Source organism: Micromonospora sp. KC213, assembly GCF_004348325.1.
GTDB lineage: Bacteria > Actinomycetota > Actinomycetes > Mycobacteriales > Micromonosporaceae > Micromonospora.
Genome location: NZ_SMKF01000020.1, coordinates 13,016 through 31,175, shown reverse-complemented (window position 1 = coordinate 31,175; position 18,160 = coordinate 13,016). Strand labels below are relative to the sequence as shown.

15 protein-coding genes are annotated in these 18,160 nt (G+C 71.5%); 9 read left to right on the top strand and 6 right to left on the bottom strand.

Going from position 1 to position 18,160, the window contains the following annotated elements; genetic code table 11:
- Positions 1-74: 74 nt before the first annotated feature.
- Together E1166_RS07500 and E1166_RS07495 are read left to right on the top strand one after the other, a co-directional pair.
- Entirely contained in the window at positions 75-1,502 is a 1,428-nt protein-coding gene (locus E1166_RS07500) for a PQQ-binding-like beta-propeller repeat protein (RefSeq protein WP_243706307.1), read from the top strand.
- Between the two features lie 89 nt (positions 1,503-1,591).
- Positions 1,592-3,259: a fumarate hydratase gene (locus E1166_RS07495; protein ID WP_132336962.1), complete on the top strand. Its 1,668-nt coding sequence runs from the start codon at positions 1,592-1,594 to the stop codon at positions 3,257-3,259.
- Between the two features lie 98 nt (positions 3,260-3,357).
- Here E1166_RS07495 and E1166_RS07490 read toward each other — a convergent pair whose 3' ends face one another.
- The gene (locus tag E1166_RS07490; RefSeq protein ID WP_207914068.1) at positions 3,358-4,140 is read right to left on the bottom strand and encodes an alpha/beta fold hydrolase; all 783 of its coding nucleotides are present in this window, start codon (positions 4,138-4,140) and stop codon (positions 3,358-3,360) included.
- A 507-nt stretch (positions 4,141-4,647) separates the two neighbouring features.
- On the opposite strand from E1166_RS07490, the gene E1166_RS07485 reads away from it, so the two are divergent.
- Both E1166_RS07485 and E1166_RS07480 read left to right on the top strand, forming a co-directional pair.
- Positions 4,648-6,057: a class II fumarate hydratase gene (locus tag E1166_RS07485; RefSeq protein ID WP_207914066.1), complete on the top strand. Its 1,410-nt coding sequence runs from the start codon at positions 4,648-4,650 to the stop codon at positions 6,055-6,057.
- Positions 6,058-6,941: 884 nt separating this feature from the next.
- On the top strand, positions 6,942-7,124 hold the full coding sequence (locus E1166_RS07480; RefSeq protein WP_132336958.1) for a DUF397 domain-containing protein: 183 nt from the start codon (positions 6,942-6,944) through the stop codon (positions 7,122-7,124).
- 133 nt (positions 7,125-7,257) lie between these two features.
- Here the strand turns inward: E1166_RS07480 and E1166_RS07475 are convergent, their stop codons facing one another.
- Positions 7,258-7,920 (bottom strand): HAD family hydrolase, encoded by a 663-nt coding sequence (locus E1166_RS07475; RefSeq protein ID WP_132336956.1) that lies wholly within the window; start codon positions 7,918-7,920, stop codon positions 7,258-7,260.
- 62 nt (positions 7,921-7,982) lie between these two features.
- Between E1166_RS07475 and E1166_RS07470 the strand changes: the two genes are divergently transcribed.
- Positions 7,983-8,555 carry a GNAT family N-acetyltransferase gene (locus E1166_RS07470; protein WP_132336954.1) on the top strand — a complete coding sequence of 191 codons (573 nt, stop codon included), beginning with the start codon at positions 7,983-7,985 and terminating at the stop codon, positions 8,553-8,555.
- Here the strand turns inward: E1166_RS07470 and E1166_RS07465 are convergent.
- On the bottom strand, positions 8,515-9,060 hold the full coding sequence (locus E1166_RS07465; protein WP_132336952.1) for a CGNR zinc finger domain-containing protein: 546 nt from the start codon (positions 9,058-9,060) through the stop codon (positions 8,515-8,517). The two genes, E1166_RS07470 and E1166_RS07465, sit on opposite strands and share 41 nt — an antisense overlap.
- An 81-nt stretch (positions 9,061-9,141) precedes the next feature.
- Between E1166_RS07465 and E1166_RS07460 the strand changes: the two genes are divergently transcribed.
- Together E1166_RS07460 and E1166_RS07455 are read left to right on the top strand one after the other, a co-directional pair.
- The gene (locus E1166_RS07460; RefSeq protein ID WP_132336950.1) at positions 9,142-10,101 is read left to right on the top strand and encodes an EamA family transporter; all 960 of its coding nucleotides are present in this window, start codon (positions 9,142-9,144) and stop codon (positions 10,099-10,101) included.
- 174 nt (positions 10,102-10,275) lie between these two features.
- Positions 10,276-11,982 carry a S8 family serine peptidase gene (locus E1166_RS07455; protein ID WP_165944273.1) on the top strand — a complete coding sequence of 569 codons (1,707 nt, stop codon included), beginning with the start codon at positions 10,276-10,278 and terminating at the stop codon, positions 11,980-11,982.
- A 138-nt stretch (positions 11,983-12,120) separates the two neighbouring features.
- On the opposite strand, the gene E1166_RS07450 is transcribed toward E1166_RS07455, so the two are convergent.
- Both E1166_RS07450 and E1166_RS07445 read right to left on the bottom strand, forming a co-directional pair.
- On the bottom strand, positions 12,121-13,074 hold the full coding sequence (locus E1166_RS07450) for a hypothetical protein (RefSeq protein ID WP_132336946.1): 954 nt from the start codon (positions 13,072-13,074) through the stop codon (positions 12,121-12,123).
- 326 nt (positions 13,075-13,400) lie between these two features.
- Positions 13,401-14,066 carry a helix-turn-helix domain-containing protein gene (locus E1166_RS07445; protein WP_132336945.1) on the bottom strand — a complete coding sequence of 222 codons (666 nt, stop codon included), beginning with the start codon at positions 14,064-14,066 and terminating at the stop codon, positions 13,401-13,403.
- 87 nt (positions 14,067-14,153) lie between these two features.
- On the opposite strand from E1166_RS07445, the gene cysS reads away from it, so the two are divergent.
- Positions 14,154-15,569, top strand: a complete 1,416-nt coding sequence (cysS, locus tag E1166_RS07440; RefSeq protein WP_132336944.1) for a cysteine--tRNA ligase — start codon at positions 14,154-14,156, stop codon at positions 15,567-15,569.
- Entirely contained in the window at positions 15,569-16,687 is a 1,119-nt protein-coding gene (rlmB, locus tag E1166_RS07435; RefSeq protein ID WP_132336943.1) for a 23S rRNA (guanosine(2251)-2'-O)-methyltransferase RlmB, read from the top strand. Before cysS ends, rlmB begins: the two co-directional genes overlap by 1 nt.
- A gap of 55 nt (positions 16,688-16,742) precedes the next feature.
- Here rlmB and ugpC read toward each other — a convergent pair whose 3' ends face one another.
- Positions 16,743-17,834, bottom strand: coding sequence for a sn-glycerol-3-phosphate ABC transporter ATP-binding protein UgpC (gene ugpC, locus E1166_RS07430; protein ID WP_132336942.1), 1,092 nt, complete (start codon positions 17,832-17,834; stop codon positions 16,743-16,745).
- Positions 17,835-18,160 lie beyond the last annotated feature (326 nt).

The window sequence follows — 18,160 nt, the reverse complement described above, 5'->3', positions numbered from 1 at the left end:
CCGCGCGGAGAAAGGGCGGCGACACTCCGACCGACAAGGCCGGGGATGCGGCGAGCATCGCTACCGTGTGCGGTGTGTCGAAGCTCGGCGTGCGTGGGTGGCTGCTGCTCGGGCTCGTCGTCGTGGTCGTCCTCGCCGCCACGGGTGTCTGGAACCCGTTCCCCGCCGTGTGGGACTGGGTCGGCAGCCGCAAGCCGATCTCCGAGCCGGACGTGGTCTGGCAGCAGCGTGTCGGCGGCACGCCGAAGAGCGTCACCATCGCCGGGGACACGGTGGTGGTCGAGCAGCGGACCCGGGTGGAGGCGCGCAACCTCACCACCGGAACGCAGCTGTGGGAACGCAAGGCCGACTGGGCGGCGGTGGCCGGTGGCGACCGGGACGCGGTCGTCGCCGTGGGCAAGCTCCTGGTCAAGGGGTACGAGCTGCTCGACCCCGCGACCGGGGTGGTGCGCCGGCGCGACGACGACGCGGTGGCCGTCTGGACGTACCGGAACATGCTGCTCGACGCGCGCTGCGTCGAGGCGACCGACTGCACCCTCTCCGCCTGGGATCCGCGCGGCACCGCGCCCCGCTGGACGGCGTTCCTGCCCGGCGTGAGCAGCGGCCTCTTCGCCGACAACCCGAACCTGCTGGGCACCCGGCGCTTCACCACGCCCCGCGTCGAGGCCGGGGTGGCCGGCCCCGAGCCCGCGCCCCCGCTGCTCGGCTTCCCGGTGGACGGTCGGGTACACGTGGTGGACACCGCCGGCGGGCGGGTGGTGCAGAACCTCGAACCCGGCCGGGACGAGCGGCTGGCGGTGATCGGTGGCCGGTTACTCCGGATCACCGCCGTGTCCCGCGACGGCTCCTGCCAGTACACCGTCTCCGCCCGCGACACGGCCACCGGCGAGGAGGTGTGGCGGCGCGCGGGAGTGAACGTGCGGACCGCGGACAGCGCCGGCTGCGTTCAGCGCCAGGACCCGCAGGGCGCCCGGAACGTGCTGACCGGCATCGCCCCCGACGGCCGGGAGGTGGTCCTCGACGGATACGACGGCCGGCTGCTGCTGGCCACCGCCGAGGGGGAACGGCTGCTCGCCGTCGACGACCGGTACGCGCTGGTCCGCGCCGCCGACAAGCGGTCGGTCGTCGGCCGCCAACTCGGCGCGGCGAAGGCGCGGTGGACCCGGCCCGCGAGTGACCGGGCCGGTGGCGCTCTCACCCCGTACGCGGCGGTGCTCACCGGGGAGAAGCCGAACCGGCTGATCGCGCTGGACCCGCGGACCGGACGTGAGCTGGTGGTGTTGCGCAGCAGTGCGAACGCGCTCGCGGTCGGGCCGGGCGGGATGGTCATCGGCGAGGGCCGAGAGATCGGCTACGTCCGGTTCGGCACCGGCGCCGGTGGGCCGCCCGCTCCCCGCCCCGACGGGGCGGACGAGGCCGACGCTCCCGCGCCCGGCGGTGACCAGATCCCAGGCCCGCGGGACAGTTGCGGGCCGAAACGGGAACTCTGCGCCGACGGCTGAGCGTGCCCCGCCCGGCCGGTGGAAGCGGACTCCCACGACCCACCCGGCGGGTGTCACCGATCGACCGGTCTGCCCTAGGCTTTCCCGTCATGAGCAGTGCCGCCGCGTTCTCGTACGCCCCCTTGCTGCCGACCGGCCCCGACCAGACGGAGTACCGGCTGGTCACCGACGAGGGCGTCGACGTCGTCAACGGCCCCGGGGGCCGCCGGTTTCTGACCGTGGAGCCGGCCGCGCTGACCGCGCTGACCGCCGAGGCGATGCACGACATCGCCCACTTCCTGCGTCCCGCGCACCTGGCCCAGCTGCGGTCGATCATCGACGACCCGGCCGCCTCGCCGAACGACCGGTTCGTCGCCCTGGACCTGCTGCGCAACGCCAACATCGCCGCCGGTGGCGTGCTGCCGATGTGCCAGGACACCGGCACCGCCATCGTGATGGGCAAGCGCGGCCGGCACGTGCTCACCGACGGTGGCGACGCCGAGGCGATCTCGCGTGGCGTGTGGCAGGCGTACACCCGGCTCAACCTGCGCTACTCGCAGCTCGCCCCGCTGACCATGTGGGAGGAGCGCAACACCGGCAGCAACCTGCCGGCCCAGGTGGAGCTGTACGCCGAGGACCCGGACGGTCACCCGGACGCGTACAAGTTCCTGTTCATGGCCAAGGGTGGGGGCTCGGCCAACAAGTCGTACCTCTACCAGGAGACCAAGGCGCTGCTGAACCCGACCCGGATGATGCAGTTCCTGGAGGAGAAGCTGCGGCTCATCGGCACCTCGGCCTGCCCGCCGTACCACCTGGCCGTCGTCATCGGCGGCACCTCCGCGGAGTACGCCCTGAAGACCGCGAAGTACGCCTCCGCCAAGTACCTGGACACCCTGCCCACCTCCGGTTCGATGACCGCCCACGGCTTCCGTGACCTGGAGCTGGAGGCGGAGGTGCTGGAGCTGACCCGCAACTTCGGCATCGGCGCGCAGTTCGGCGGCCGGTACTTCTGTCACGACGTGCGGGTGGTCCGGCTGCCCCGGCACGGCGCGTCCTGCCCGGTGGCGATCGCCGTCTCCTGCTCCGCCGACCGGCAGGCGGTTGCCAAGATCACACCGTCGGGGGTCTGGCTGGAGCGACTGGAGACCGACCCGGCGCGCTACCTGCCCGACGTCACCGACGAGACGCTGGACGCCGCCGAGGTGGTCCGGGTCGACCTGAACCGGCCGATGGACGAGATCCGCGCCGAGCTGTCGAAGTACCCGGTGAAGACCCGGCTGTCGCTGACCGGCCCGCTGGTCGTCGCCCGGGACATCGCGCACGCGAAGATCGCCGAGCGGCTGGATGCCGGCGAGCCGATGCCGCAGTACCTGCGTGACCACGCCGTCTACTACGCCGGCCCGGCGAAGACCCCGGAGGGGTACGCCTCCGGCTCGTTCGGCCCGACCACCGCCGGCCGGATGGACGCGTACGTGGAGAAGTTCCAGGCGGCCGGTGGGTCGCTGGTGATGCTGGCCAAGGGCAACCGCTCCGCCCAGGTGACCCGCTCCTGTGAGCAGCACGGAGGCTTCTACCTCGGCTCGATCGGTGGCCCCGCCGCCCGGCTGGCGCAGGACTGCATCCGCCACGTCGAGGTGCTCGAATACCCGGAGCTGGGCATGGAGGCGGTCTGGAGGATCGAGGTGGAGGACTTCCCCGCCTTCATCGTGGTCGACGACAAGGGCAACGACTTCTTCGCCGAGGTCACCAAGCCGGTGCTCACCGTCGGCCGGCGGTAGGACGTCGGCCCGCTCCCCGGAACGGTAGGCGACCAGGGCGGCGGCAACCGGGCGCAGCCGTCGCCGGCCGACAGGACACGGCGTTCCGCTCCGGTCCGTTATTCCTGGTCTGCGTCGGTCAGGAACCGCTGGATGGTCTCGGCGTACCCGGTGGGAATGTGGCCCGTGTCGGGCAGCAGGGTGACGGCGGCGTCGGGACACAGGTGACGCAGCCGGCGGGCGGTGTGGTGGGTGTCCAGAATCCGATCCTTTGCTCCAGCAATGACCAGCATCGGCGCATCAAGGTGGCGCAGTTGCTCATCGGTGAAGACCGGCAGCCGCTCGCGTCGCATCCGGTAGTTCATCAGAATGAGCAGCAGGTAGTCGGCGAAGTCTCGGTGAAGGGCCGCCTCGGCCCCCGACACCTTCGACGCGGGGGCGGGACCGAGCACGAAGCGGTAGGCCGCACGCTGACCCTTCTTACCGAAGGGCACGAGGAAGAGCGAGGCGATGAGCGCGCCGTGCTTCTGACGCCCGATCCCAGCGGGCACGAGCAGCGCGAGCCGCGCAACCCGCTCCGGTCGGCGTACGGCGAAGTCGAGCGCCAGCCACCCGCCCAGCGACGCGCCCACGAACGCCGTCCGCGTGATCCCAAGCCCGTCAAGCACGTCATCGAGCCACTCGGCGTATGCATCCGACTCCAGCGACGGCCGAGATGGCGCGCTGAGACCGGGCTCGCCGATCACATCGACGGCGTACACCCGATGCGTCTGGGCCCAATCCGCGACATCACTCAACCAGGCCGCCGAGTTGAACCCGCCACCGTGCAGCAGCACCACCGGCGGGGCGTCGGGCGGGCCGCAGGAAACGACGAAGGTGTCACCCTGGCGGGTGGACAGCAACGACTCCGTCGAGGGCACGGGCCAGGCGTGCAGGAATGCGCGGTAACGCTCCTCCACCGCGCGGCGTCCGTTCTCGGAGCGGTAGATCGAGCTCATGACGTCGGCTCCGTGAACGACCCGTAGGGGCTGACCGAGTTCCCACCTGGTCGGCCCCGCCGGGGGCGACACGCTACACGGCCCGCCCCTGCTGGTGTGCCGAACAGGGAGGTCCCCTCGTCAACGGAGTCAACTTCCTCTACCCTCATAGTTACCTATCATGCCCAACACCCCCCAGAACGGCAAGGCATGTAGACCGATAGGGAAGTTTACGGAACAATAAGGCAGTCAGCCGCAGGGCGCGCCTTCGAGGACCTGCGGGCGTCGGATCTTGGCGCATCCTTGAGGTGGCGGGCTGGATGTCGCCGGGATTCTCCTGGTGGATGGCGGATCGGAGTCGGGTGCCCGCTCTGCCTACCGCCCATCCGCTTTCTGTCGGCTTCTGAGCGGGTAGCTCCGGGGCGCGGCAGGATGGTACGCGTGACGACTCCAGAGGCAACGGGTTACCGGATCGAACGCGACTCGATGGGTGAGGTGGAGGTGCCCGCCGAGGCGCTGTGGCGGGCGCAGACCCAGCGCGCGGTGCAGAACTTCCCGATCTCGGGTCGGGGCATCGAACCGGCGCAGATCAAGGCGCTGGCCCAGATCAAGGGCGCGGCGGCGCAGGTGAACGGAGAACTGGGCGTGATCGACGCGGACGTCGCCGCCGCGATCGCCGCCGCCGCCGCGCACGTGGCCGACGGCGGCTACGACGACCAGTTCCCGGTCGACGTCTTCCAGACCGGGTCCGGCACCTCGTCCAACATGAACACCAACGAGGTGATCGCCACCCTGGCCAGCCGGGAACTGGGCCGGGAGGTGCACCCGAACGACGACGTGAACGCCTCCCAGTCCAGCAACGACGTCTTCCCGTCCTCGATCCACCTGGCCGCGACCCAGTTCGTGGTGGAGGATCTGATCCCCTCGCTGAAGCATCTGGCCGGGGCGCTGGAGGAGAAGGCGGCCGAGTTCGAGACGGTGGTCAAGGCCGGGCGTACCCACCTGATGGACGCCACCCCGGTCACCCTCGGTCAGGAGTTCGGCGGCTACGCCGCCCAGATCCGGTACGGCGTCCAGCGGTTGGAGTCGGCGCTGCCCCGGCTGGCCGAGCTGCCGCTCGGTGGCACGGCCGTGGGCACCGGCATCAACACCCCGTTCGGTTTCGCCGCCCGGGTCATCGAGAAGCTGCGCGAGTCCACCGGGCTGCCGTTGACCGAGGCCCGCAACCACTTCGAGGCGCAGGGCGCCCGGGACGCGCTGGTGGAGACCTCCGGTCAACTGCGCACCATCGCGGTGGGGTTGTACAAGATGGCCAACGACATCCGCTGGATGGGTTCCGGCCCCCGCGCCGGCCTGCGTGAGCTGCGTATCCCGGACCTCCAGCCCGGCTCGTCGATCATGCCGGGCAAGGTGAACCCGGTGGTCGCCGAGGCGATGCGTCAGGTCTGCGCGCAGGTGATCGGCAACGACGCCACGGTGGCGTTCGCCGGCTCGCAGGGCGACTTCGAGCTGAACGTCATGCTCCCGGTGATGGGCCGCAACCTGCTGGAGTCGATCAAGCTGCTCGCCGCGTCCAGCCGGATCTTCGCCGACCGGCTGGTGGTCGGTCTGGTCGCGGACGCCGACGTCTGCCTGGCGTACGCCGAGGGCTCGCCGTCCATCGTCACCCCGCTCAACCGTCACCTCGGGTACGACGAGGCCGCCTCGATCGCCAAGGAGGCGCTGGCCAAGCAGGTCTCGATCCGCGAGGTGGTGATCTCCCGGGGCCACGTCGACTCCGGGAAGCTCACCGAGGAGCAGCTCGACGAGGCCCTCGACCTGCTCCGCATGACCCACCCCTGACCGGCGACGTACCCGCCCTGGGGGCCGCCGCTCGCAAGTCGGATGGGGCGTAACGGCAGGTGCGGCCGGGGCTCCGTGCTCACCAGCGACCGCCGTTGGCCCGCCACTTCTGGGCCGGCGTGAGCCAGCCGGCGCGCCCACCGTCGGGTACGCCACTGTCGCGTCAGCCCAGGGCGGACGGTTCGGAGCGGGCAGCTCGGCGACCGGTTCGGTCGGCACGGCGGCGTACCGGTCGGGGCACCTGTGCCACCGCAGCCCGCACGAGCACCACAGGCGGAAGGCGCGCCAGGTCCGGCGGTGCCGGGGCGCGAGCGGCACCGGTCGGGGTCGGCCCTGCCCGAAGGGCGCGAGCGGCAGGAGCCGTCGGTTGCGGGCCAGGCCGGGGGCGAGGCGACGGAGGTGCCTGACCAGCGTCGGTGTGGGCCGATCGGTAGGTCGGGACAGGGCAGGCTGGCGTCGTCGGATGAGCCGGGGCATCTGGTCGTCTCCTGGAAAGCTGAATCGGTTACGTCATCGGCCCCCGGGTTGGTGGGATCGCCGGCCGGGGGAGCGGGCGGTCCCACCGCGACACCGCCCGGCCGGAGGGTGGGCCGGGGTGTTGTCGCGCTTCACAGTCTGGTGACGACACCACTACGGTGGGAAGGGTTCGCGCCCGCTGCCCGAGACGCCCTGCGTTCCCGGATCGCCGGATCGGTGCGGCGCTGGAATGGATCAACCGGGGCGCTGGAGGACGGCTGGAGATGGCGGACGGACGGATGACGCCGGCGGCTTTCCTGGTCGCCGAGCTGCGCCGGGCACGGACCGGCGCGGGTTGAGTCAGGAGGAACTGGCCAAGGCGATCAGCCGCAGGAGTCCGTCGAGTTGCTGAGGGAGATTGCCGAGTCATGGAGTTGACCGGCGCTGTGTGGCGAAAGAGCAGCCGCAGCGACCAGACGACTCAGTGTGTCGAGGTGGCGATCAAGGTGCCGGGGGTGGTCGGGGTGCGGGACAGCAAGGATCCGGCCGGGCCGGTGCTCACCTTCGACCCGTACGCCTGGCGTGCCTGTGTGGCCGCGCCGCCGCGCTGACCCGACCGGCCCGCCTGTCGCGGACCCCTTCGCCTGAGCCTGTTCGCGTCACTGCCACGCCGGCGCTCCGCCAGTGCTGGCCAATCCTCCGCCAGCGCTTCGCCAGCCCACCGCCGGGTGGCGACGGGGCCGGTCAGTGGATGAGCGTGGTCAGGCCGGTCAGGTCGGTGATCTCGTGGGTGACCGGCGCACCCGCCGGGGCCGGCATTCCGTGCCGGTTGACCCACACCGCGCGAATGCCCGCCTCGTGCGCCCCGGCGACGTCGGTGCGCAGCGAGTCGCCGACGTGCAGCACCTCGTCGGCGGCCAGCCCCAGCGCGGCGAGCGCCCGCCGGAACATGGCACCATCCGGTTTGTACGCCCCGACATCCTCACTGGTCACCACAGCGGTGAAGGCCAGGCCGTGGTGAGCGACGACCGCCGCCAGGTCGGCCCGGTCGGCGTCGGAGAGCACGCAGACGGGCAGCCGGAGGCCGGTGAGAAACTTCCGGGTGCCAGGCCGCAGCGGAGGCAGCCCCCAGGTGGCGTGGTGGGCCGCGTAGAGCGCCACCGGGTCGCCGGGGCAACCGACCTCGGCCATCACCCGGCCCAGGCTCTCGGGTGCGCTGTCGCGCAGCAGCCGGAACGGCGGGCCCTCAGCGACTGTGGCGAACTCCCGCATCCATGCCGCCGCGACGGCCTCGGGGGTGACCGGTGTCGTGGCGTCGGCCGCCACCCGGGCGGCGATCGCGGCCACGACCGCGTCGTCGTCCTCCACAACCGTGCCGTAGAAGTCGAGCAACAGACCCCTGACCACGGCCTTAGCGTAGACCGGATAACCCGTCGACCGGCCGGCCGGCTGCCGTCATGCTTCGGGGCATGAGCGCAGAGGTTCTGCTGGGGACGGAGCGGCTGCGGCTGCGCCGGTTCACCGTCGGCGACGTCGACAACCTGGTCGGGTTGGACGCCGACCCGGAGGTCATGCGCTTCCTGACCGGCGGGGAGCCGACGCCGCGCGAGACGGTCCGCGACGAGCACCTGCCGCGCATCCTCGCCCGGTACGACCACACCCCCGGACTGGGCCGGTGGGCGGCGGAGGACCGGTCGACCGCTGAGTTCCTGGGCTGGTTCGCGCTCGACCCGTCCGACGACGGCGCCGAGGCGGAGTTGGGTTACCGGCTGCGCCGCGCGGCATGGGGGCGGGGCCTGGCCACCGAGGGCTCTCGGGCTCTGCTCCGGCACGCCTTCGAGACGGTGGGTGTACGTCGGGTGTGGGCGCAGACCATGGCGGTCAACGCCCGCTCCCGAGCGGTGATGGCGAAGACCGGCCTGCGCTACCTACGCACCTTCCACCTGCATTTCGCCGACCCGATCCCGGGCACCGAACACGGTGAGGTGGAATACGAACTGCTCAGGAGCGAGTGGCCGCCTTCCGCGCCCGGTACGCGGTGACCGCCGCACGATTGCCGCAGCCCGCCTCACAGAACCGGCGGGACCGGTTCTTCGACAGGTCGATCAGCACGTTGTCGCAGTCGGCGTGAGCGCAGATCCCGAGTCGGGCCAGTTCGTCGCCGCGCACCAGATCGGCGATCGCCATCGCCGCCTCGACCGCCATCCGGGTGACCAGCGGCGCGTCGCGGGGCACCGCGTGCATGTGGTACGGCTCGTCGTCGTGCCGGATGAGCTGGGGCAGCGCATGGGATTCCCGAAGCAGCCCGTTGACGACGGCGACGACCTCGTCGACGTCGGCGTACCAGATCCGGCGTAGCCGGGGTCGCAGCGCGCGGACCGCGTCGAGTTCGGCCTCGGTGCGCTCGTGCCGGCCGGTCCAGCCGTATCTCAGGAGAAACCGGTCGAGGGCGGCGATGTCCGGCAGCCCTTCGCCGTCCCGACCGTCGGTGTTGACCAGCGCGGTGGCGGCGACCAGCCCACACTCGGTGTCATGAGCGAAAAGCAACTTGACTCCTGTCTCGGCGGTCCGTTAGCGTCACTGGCATAAGAATACTTTGATCGTGACGGCGTCTGGTGGGAAGAATCGATGCAGCAACGAACCGCTGGTGCCGGGCTCGGGCTGGCTCTCCTGTCGGCCGTCACCTTCGCCACCTCGGGCACCTTCGCCCGCTCGCTGATCGAAGCCGGGTGGTCCGCCGAGGCAGTGGTGATCGCCCGGGTCGGCATCGCCGCCCTGGTGCTCGCCGTGCCGGCCGTGCTGGCGCTGCGTGGCAGGGGCCACGTACTGCGCCGCACCCTCAACCAGGTGGGTGTATTCGGGCTGCTCGGCGTCGCCACCGCGCAGGCATGCTTCTTCAATGCCGTGCGGTACCTGCCGGTCGGCGTCGCCCTGCTGCTGGAATACCTCGGCATCGTCCTCGTCGTGGCCTGGATGTGGCTGGTGCACCGGCAGCGACCCCGGCGACTCACGGTGGTCGGTTCGGTCGCGGCGCTGGGCGGGCTCGCCTTCGTCCTCGACCTGACCGGCGCCGGTCGCCTCGACCCGGTCGGCGTGCTCTGGGGCCTCGGCGCGGCGGTCGGCCTGGCCGCGTACTTCGTGCTCGCCGCCCAGGTCGACGACGAACTGCCCTCGGTCACCATGGCCAGCCTCGGCATGGCGGTCGGAGCGACCGCGTTGGCGCTGCTCGGCCTGGTCGGGATACTGCCGCTGCGGGCCACCTTCGGGCCGGTCGACTTCGCGGGACGGCACACCAGCTGGCTCGTCCCGATCGCCGGACTGTCGTTGATCGCGGCGGTGGTCGCGTACCTCGCCGGGATCGCCGCGACGCGGATCCTCGGTGCGCGCCTGTCGTCGTTCGTCGGACTGACCGAGGTGATGTTCGCGGTGCTCATCGCCTGGCTGGTGCTGGGTGAGCTGCCGACCGTGGTGCAGTTCCTCGGTGGCGCACTGATCGTCGCCGGGGTGGCCCTGGTCCGCCTGGACGAACTGCGCGGCGTCCCCGCCGAACGGGCCGAGGAACGGACGGACGCGCCGGCGCTGACGTGACACCACGCCCGCCCGCAGGGCCGATCCGAAGCCGAGGTGGGCATCTTGGCCGCGTTGTCCGCCGCCCTGCGCGCGGTAAGTGTCAATAAGGCTCTATTCCGGATCGTCCCCTGGCGAAACCGCGTCCGATGAGGTCTGATGCTGCCACGTCCCTCAACGAGAGGATCTGATGTGGTGAGCAAGCGCTTCACCGCCGGAGCCGTCGCGACCGCGGCTGCTCTGGCACTGACGTTGACTGGCCTGTCGGCCCCGGTGAACGCCGGAGCGACCAGCAACCGGACGTTCACCGTGGTCGCCGAGGACGGTGTCTCCGCCGACGCGGCCATCGCCGCCATCCGGGCGGCCGGCGGGACCGTGGTGTCCCGCACCGACGACGTCGGCCTTTTCCAGGTCACCAGCGATCGGGCTGACTTCGCCAGCCGCGCCCGGGCAAGCGACGCGCTGGTCGGCGCCGCCGAACAGAAGGCCATCGGACGCAAGCCGAAGCTGGACCGGGTTGAGCGGGAACACCTGCTCACCCAGGCCACGAGCGCGGCCCGGGCCACGAGCGCGGCCAAGGCCACCAAGGGTAGGAGCAGCAAGCTCGACCCGTTGGACGACAAGCTCTGGGGTCTGGGCATGATCCGGGCCGACAAGGCCCGCAAGGTCGAGCCCGGGGACAGGCGGGTGACTGTCGCCATCCTCGACACCGGCGTCGACGCCAGCCAGCCGGATCTCGCGCCGAACTTCAACTGGTCACTGTCGCGCAACTTCGCCCCCGACATGGTCGACATCGACGGCCCGTGTGAGGTGCCGAGCTGCCTCGACCCGGCCGGTACCGACGACGGTGGGCACGGCACCCACGTGGCCGGCACCATCGGTGCCGCCGCCAACGGCTTCGGCCTCTCCGGCGTCGCCCCGAACGTGTCGCTGGTCGACCTCAAGGGCGGGCAGGACTCCGGGTACTTCTTCCTCAATCCCGTGGTCAACGCACTCGTGTACGCGGGCAAGGCCGGCATCGACGTGGTCAACATGTCGTTCTACGTCGACCCGTGGCTGTACAACTGCACCGCCAACCCGGCCGACTCGCCCGAGTCGCAGGCCGAGCAGCGGGCCACCATCAAGGCCATGAAGCGGGCCTTGAACTTCGCTCACCGTAAGGGCGTCACCCTGGTCGGCTCGCTCGGCAACAACCACGAGGACCTCGGGGCTCCCCGGACCGACGTGTCCAGCCCGGACTACGGCGCCGACCCGTACCCGCGACCGATCGACAACGAGAGCTGCTGGGACTTCCCGGTCGAGGGCCCGCACGTCATCGGCGTCTCCGCCGTCGGTCCGTCGGGCAAGAAGGCCGACTACTCCAACTACGGCACCGAGCAGATCTCGGTCGCCGCGCCCGGCGGCTGGTTCCGGGACGGATACGGCACCGACACCTACCGCACCGACGCCAACATGATCCTCTCGACGTACCCGAAGAAGGTGCTGCAGGAGGAGGGTTCGGTCGACGAGAACGGCAACGTCGTCCCTGGCTTCGAGGAGTCGGTCTTCACACAGTGCACGGCGAAGGGCGAGTGCGGGTACTACACCTACCTGCAGGGCACCTCGATGGCATCGCCGCACGTCAGCGGCGTGGCCGGCCTGATCATCAGCAAGCACGGCAAGAAGCAGGATCGCAACGGCTTCGGGCTGGCGCCGAACCTGGTGGAGCAGCACCTCTACCGGACCGCCGCCGAGCACGCCTGCCCCGAACCGCGCCTGCAGAGCTACGCCAACGAGGGCCGGTCGGCCGAGTTCGACGCATACTGCGCCGGCTCGCTGAACTTCAACGGCTTCTACGGGTACGGCATCATCGACGCGTACGCGGCGGTGACCAGCCCGCTCAAGCCGCACATCCGCCCGTAACCCGCAACGGGAGGGCTGGCCGAGCCGACCCGCTCGGCCGGCCCTCGTCCGGCCGGCCCGGGCCAGGCCTGACCAACTTCGATCGCGCCGACTTGCGGTGTCCCGGGCCGGGGACCGGCCATTGTGCCGCGGGACGGGTCATCGACGCCAGCCCCGCTCGGACAGGGCGGCGGCGACCTCGCGGACGACTGCGGGAAAGTCGTCACGGAGGCGGCGAGCGGTCACGTGCAGGACGAGCCACCCCGAGCCGACGAGCTGGTTGAGGTGTTGGCGGTCGCGATTCAACTGCTCCGCGCTGGCGTGCCACCCGCCGTCGTACTCCACCGCCACGCGGAACTCCGGCCAGGCCAGGTCGGGATGCAGGACCAGCCCGGACGGCAGCCGGACCGGGTGTTGGGTGACCGGCTGGGGTAGACCGGCCAACACCAGGCGTGCCCGTAGGTGCGACTCCGGCGGGGACTGCGCACCGGGGTCGGCCAGGTCGAAGACCCGTTGCGCCCGACGTCCACCCGGTCGGGCGGCCAACCGCCGGGCGACCTCGGCCAGCTCCGCCCGGGTGGTGAGCCCTTGACGGAGCAGCGCGTCGACGATTCCGACCGCGCGTACCGGCTCCAGCCAGGCCGCGGACTCCCAGGCGGTGAACGCCGGAGTGCTGCGCGGCGGTGAACTGGCGGGCGTGGGAGTGCCGCGCGGCGGTGACCCGGCGGGCGCGAGCCCGACGGGGGCCTCGTCGGCGTGGGAACGTGGGTGGAGGGTCGTGTGCACCTGGACACCGCGACGGGTACGCAGACCGGTGCCGGCCGGGGCCAGCACGTGGACGTCGTCCGGGAATCCGGCGGCGTGCTGCACGCCGTGCAGGTACGCCGCCGAGGGTCCGGCGAGCAGCACTCCCTCGGGCAGCCGCAGCCCCACCGCACGGCAGGCCAGACCGTGGTCGCGGTCGAGCCGGGCGTCGGCGTAGACGTCGTGGCGGAGCTGAACCCAGGCGGAGCTACGAAGCTGGTGGACGGTCAGGAGGCCGCGCCGGACCGCGTCCGAGCCACGGAAGACCTGCCACGCGAGGACGGTCGGCCGGTGAGCGAGTGGGGGCATGTCGACCAGCCTGGCCGTCGGCGGTGAGCCGGCACCACCCCTGTGGACAACCCTGCGAGGCGCACATTGTCCCGCCTGTGGACAGCGTGTTGCCCACCCCGACATGTGCTATGGCGGTCCCGGCCAGGTGGGATGCCGGCCCGGTCATCCTGCTGATCGTGCCGGCCGGGTCGTGGAGGCTGGGCTTCGGGCGTGGCGCGATGTGCGCTGGCCGATGGCGGCGTCCCCTCAGGGACTACACCAGTCGGCGGTCCGGCCGGGGGGCTGATCGACTCGGCTTGCGTCAGGTCGGGGTACCAGAGACTGATCAACGTCGTCTGCGGCGGTCAGGAGAGGGCGGTGGCGATGGTGGTGGCGGCAGCGGTGACCTGCGGGCCGACGGTGGCGAGGTCGAGCGGGGCCAGCGCGACCACGCCGACGCTCGCCTCCAGCCCGGGTACCCCGAGCACCGGGGCGGCCACCCCGTACGCCCCGGACTGGAGTTCACCGGCGGTGCTCACCGGGCGGGCGTCGCCGGATCGTCCGGCGAGGATGGCCCGCCCCGCGGCCCCCCGCGCCAACGGGTGCCGCGTCCCCGTCCGGTACCCGACGTGGAACTGTGTCCAGCTCGGCTCCACCACAACCAGCGCCACCCCCTCACCGCCCTCGACGACGGTGAGGTGCGCGGTGGCACCGACCTGTTCGGCCAGCCGGCGCAGCGCGGGCAGCGCACCCTCGGCGAGCAGCGGCTGGGCACGGCGGGCCAGGTGCAGCACGCCGGCACCGAGACGCAGCCGGCCCTCGTCGTCCCGGCGTACCATGCCGTGCCCGGACAGCGCCCCCACCAGCCGGTAGACGGCCGCGCGGCCGATGCCCAGCCGCTGTGCCGCCTCGGTGACGGTCAACCCGGCGCGGGTGTCGGCGACCAGGTGCAGCAGGCGCAGCCCTCGATCGAGGGTCTGCGCCGTCTCCGCGCCAGGTCGCGCCCCGCCCGCCGGCCCTGCCGTCTCCACAGCACGCAGCGTACGACCCGGCTCGGCATCCGACGTACGACCCGGCTCCGGACGATCCTGGGAAGCGGGGAGGGCTACCCTGATACGGTGACGCTACGCCTGTATGACACCGCCACCCGATCGGTGCGGGACTTCGTCCCGCGGGAAGCCGGCAAGGTGGGGGTCTACCTGTGTGGTCTCACCCTCCAGGCACCGCCGCACATCGGCCATCTTCGCTCCGGCGTCAACTACGACGTGTTGCGCCGCTGGCTGCTCGCCGCCGGTCACCAGGTGCGGTTCATCCGCAACCTCACCGACATCGACGACAAGCTCCTGGTCAAGGCGCAGGAGCAGGGCCGGCCGTTCTGGTCCATCGCCTACGCCAACGAGCTGCTGCTCGCCGAGTCGTACCGGGCGCTGAACGTGCTGCCGCCGACGTACGAGCCGCGCGCCACCGGGCACATCCCGGAGATGCACGAGCTGATCGCCCGGCTGATCGCCGACGGGCACGCCTACCCGGCCACCGACGGCTCCGGTGACGTCTACTTCGACGTCTGCTCCTGGCCCGCGTACGGCGCGCTGTCCGGGCAGTCGCCCGACGACATGCAGTCCGCCGGGGACGCCCCCGACCGGGGCAAACGCGACCCACGTGACTTCGCGCTCTGGAAGGGCGTCAAGCCGGACGAGCCGGTCGACGCCTACTGGCCGTCGCCGTGGGGTCGGGGCCGTCCCGGCTGGCACATCGAGTGCTCGGCGATGTGCTGGCGTTACCTGGGGCCGGAGTTCGACATCCACGGCGGCGGGCTCGACCTGATCTTCCCGCACCACGAGAACGAGATCGCCCAGTCGCAGGCCGCCGGCCTGCCGTTCGCCCGGTACTGGGTGCACCACGGACTGCTCAGCATCGGCGGCGCGAAGATGGGCAAGTCACTGGGTAACGCCCTCGACCTGACGTACGTGGCCTCGCTCGGGGTGCGCCCGGTGGAGCTGCGCTACTACTACGCCGCCGCGCACTACCGCTCCCGGATCGACTACTCCGAGGACGCGCTGCGCGAGGCGGCGGTGGCGTACCGGCGGATCGAGGGCTTCGTGCAGCGGGCCGTCGAGCGGGTCGGCGCGGGACTGCCCGGTGAGCTGCCGGCCGGCTTCGTCGCGGCGATGGACGACGACCTCAACACCTCCGCCGCCCTGGCCGTGCTGCACGAGACCGTGCGGGACGGCAACACGGCGCTGACCGCCGGCGACGATGTGACCGTCCGCACCACCCTCGCCGCCGCCCGGGCCATGCTGGATATCCTCGGCGTTGACCCGCTCGACCCGGCCTGGACGGGCGGCGACCGCGTGGACGACCTGCGTGGCGTGGTGGACTCCCTGATCGCGCTGGCGCTGGAGCAGCGCGCGCAGGCTCGCAGCCGCAAGGACTGGGCCGCCGCGGACGCCGTACGCGACCAGCTCAAGCAGGCCGGTGTGGTGGTGGAGGACACCCCGCAGGGCCCCCGTTGGACTATTGGAGAGCAGGACTGATGGCCGGCAACTCGCAGCGCCGTGGCCGGCGACTGACGCCGAAGGCAGGCGCCCCGAAGGGCTCCGGCGGCAAGAACAAGGATGCCCTCGCGGGCCGGGGGCGTACCCTGCCCGCCGACGAACGACCCTGGCACAAGGCGTACTCGGGCACCGAGAAGTTGCCCCAGCGCACCGCCTGGAAGCAGGACAAGGAACGGCGCGCGGCGGTCGAGGAGGGGCGTGCCCCCAAGGTCGGCCAGCCGGGCAGCAAGGACACCACCTGGGGCAAGGGCACCCGTGCCGGTGCCCCGTTCAAGGGCGGCAAGGGCGGCAGGCCCACCGGCCGCACCGGCCCCCGGGTCGCGCCGGGCCGCAAGTCCAACCCGGCCAAGGACAGCCCCGAACTGCTGGTCGGCCGGAACCCGGTGCTGGAGTCGCTGCGCGCCCAGGTGCCGGCGACCGCGCTGTACACCGCGCAGGGCATCGACATCGACGACCGGGTCAACGAGATCGTCCGGACCGCCGCCGACCGGGGCATCGCCATTCTGGAGATCAGCCGGGCCGAGCTGGACCGGATGACCGGGGGGGTGCTGCACCAGGGCGTCGGCCTGCAGGTGCCGCCCTTCGCGTACCAGCCGTTCGAGGACCTGGTCGCCGCCGCGCTGGAACAACCCGCCCCGTTGCTGGTCGCGCTGGACGGGGTCACCGACCCGCGCAACCTGGGCGCGGTGATCCGGTCCGCCGCCGCGTTCGGCGCGCAGGGGGTTTTCGTACCGGAGCGACGGGCCGCCGGGATCACCGCGACCGCCTGGCGCACCAGCGCCGGCGCGGCGGCGCGGGTGCCGGTCGCCCAGGTGACCAACCTGACCCGGTCGCTGAGGGCCTGCCAAGACGCCGGCTTCATCGTGGTGGGCCTGGACGCCGACGGCGAAACCGACCTGTACGACCTGGAGGCCGCGGTCGGCCCGCTGGTCGTCGTGGTCGGCTCCGAGGGGCGCGGAATGTCCCGCCTGGTCGGGGAGCGATGCGACCTGACGGTGCGCATCCCGATGGTCTCCGACGTCGAGTCGCTCAACGCCAGCGTCGCCGCCGCGGTGACCCTGGCCGAGGTGGCCCGCCGCCGCGCCGCCGAGAGCTGAGTAGGTACGACGGAAGGGGCGGCCCGCCGAAGCGGGCCGCCCCTTCCGTCGTACGTCAGATCCGCTTGCCGCTGGCGGCGTTGAACACGTGGGTGCGGCCGGTGCGCGGCTTGACGAACACGGTGTCACCCATGTTCGGCATGGTGCGCCGGTCGGTGCGGACCACGAAGCGCTCGTTGTGGCCCTCCAGCGCGGCGTGGCCGTAGACGTTGGCGTCCGAGCCGAGGTCCTCGACCAGTTCCACCACGACCGGCATACCGCCCTCGGTGGGGCTGACCAGGTCGCAGTCCTCCGGACGGAAGCCGACGGTGACCTTGCCGTCGCCGCCCTCGGCGCGGGCCGCCTCGGCCTGCTCGCGGGTCAGCGGGATGAGCAGCTCGGCGAACGCGGCGCCCTGCTCGGTCAGCGGCACGGTCTTGATGTTCATGGCGGGGGAGCCCATGAAGCCGGCGACGAAAACGTTGGCCGGGGTGTCGTAGAGGGCCCGTGGGGTGTCGACCTGCTGAAGGACACCGTCGAGCATGACCGCCACCCGGTGGCCCATGGTCATGGCCTCGACCTGGTCGTGGGTGACGTAGACCGTGGTGATGCCGAGCTTCGCCTGCAACGAGGCGATCTGGGTACGGGTCTGCACCCGGAGCTTGGCGTCGAGGTTGGACAGCGGCTCGTCCATGAGGAAGACCTGCGGCTCCCGGACGATCGCCCGGCCCATGGCAACCCGCTGGCGCTGACCACCGGAGAGCGCCTTCGGCTTGCGGCTGAGGTAGTCCTCCAGCTGGAGCAGCCCGGCCGCTTCCTTGACCCGCCGGTCGATCTCAGCCTTCGGCGTCTTGCGCAGCTTCAGCGCGAACGCCATGTTCTCGTACACCGACATGTGCGGGTAGAGGGCGTAGTTCTGGAAGACCATCGCGATGTCGCGGGCCTTCGGCGGCAGGTGGGTGACGTCCCGGTCGTCGATGTAAATCGCGCCGTCGTCGACGTCCTCCAGGCCGGCGAGCATCCGGAGGCTGGTGGACTTGCCGCAACCCGACGGGCCGACCAGGACGAGGAACTCCCCGTCACCGATCTCAAGGTCGAGCTGGTTGACCGCGGGGCGTTCGGTGCCGGGGTAGACCCGGGACGCCTTCGCGTAGGTGACCGTAGCCATGCTGGTGTGCTTCCTCTCACCGGCAGGAACGTGCCGGACGATCCGAGTGAAGGAGCCGCCGGCACCGTGCCGGTGCCGGTACACGGGACGCCACCTCCGTCCGACCGAAGCCGGCCGAGATGTCGTACGTGTCACTGCACGGTAAACGGCTTTTCGCACCCTGCCAAGACGTGAGAGCCCTGATGGGCCAACCGGGATGCACATTCCGGTCAGTCGGGCACGTGGAGGCATCAATCCCCTCAGCCGGTCGGGCAACTCAGCACGCATCCGTCGGTGAGGGCGTCGGCAAATTGACGTTTTGCAGGCTGAAGACCCCCGCCGAGCGA

Excerpts from the sequence above, each read along its gene's own strand:
- E1166_RS07470 (WP_132336954.1), top strand. The coding sequence starts at position 7,983 with ATGAGCGCAGAGGTTCTGCTGGGGACGGAGCGGCTGCGGCTGCGCCGG.
- rlmB (WP_132336943.1), top strand. The coding sequence starts at position 15,569 with ATGGCCGGCAACTCGCAGCGCCGTGGCCGGCGACTGACGCCGAAGGCA.
- E1166_RS07495 (WP_132336962.1), top strand. The coding sequence starts at position 1,592 with ATGAGCAGTGCCGCCGCGTTCTCGTACGCCCCCTTGCTGCCGACCGGC.
- E1166_RS07450 (WP_132336946.1), bottom strand. The coding sequence starts at position 13,074 with ATGCCCCCACTCGCTCACCGGCCGACCGTCCTCGCGTGGCAGGTCTTC.
- E1166_RS07480 (WP_132336958.1), top strand. The coding sequence starts at position 6,942 with ATGGAGTTGACCGGCGCTGTGTGGCGAAAGAGCAGCCGCAGCGACCAG.
- E1166_RS07485 (WP_207914066.1), top strand. The coding sequence starts at position 4,648 with ATGGTACGCGTGACGACTCCAGAGGCAACGGGTTACCGGATCGAACGC.
- E1166_RS07460 (WP_132336950.1), top strand. The coding sequence starts at position 9,142 with ATGCAGCAACGAACCGCTGGTGCCGGGCTCGGGCTGGCTCTCCTGTCG.
- ugpC (WP_132336942.1), bottom strand. The coding sequence starts at position 17,834 with ATGGCTACGGTCACCTACGCGAAGGCGTCCCGGGTCTACCCCGGCACC.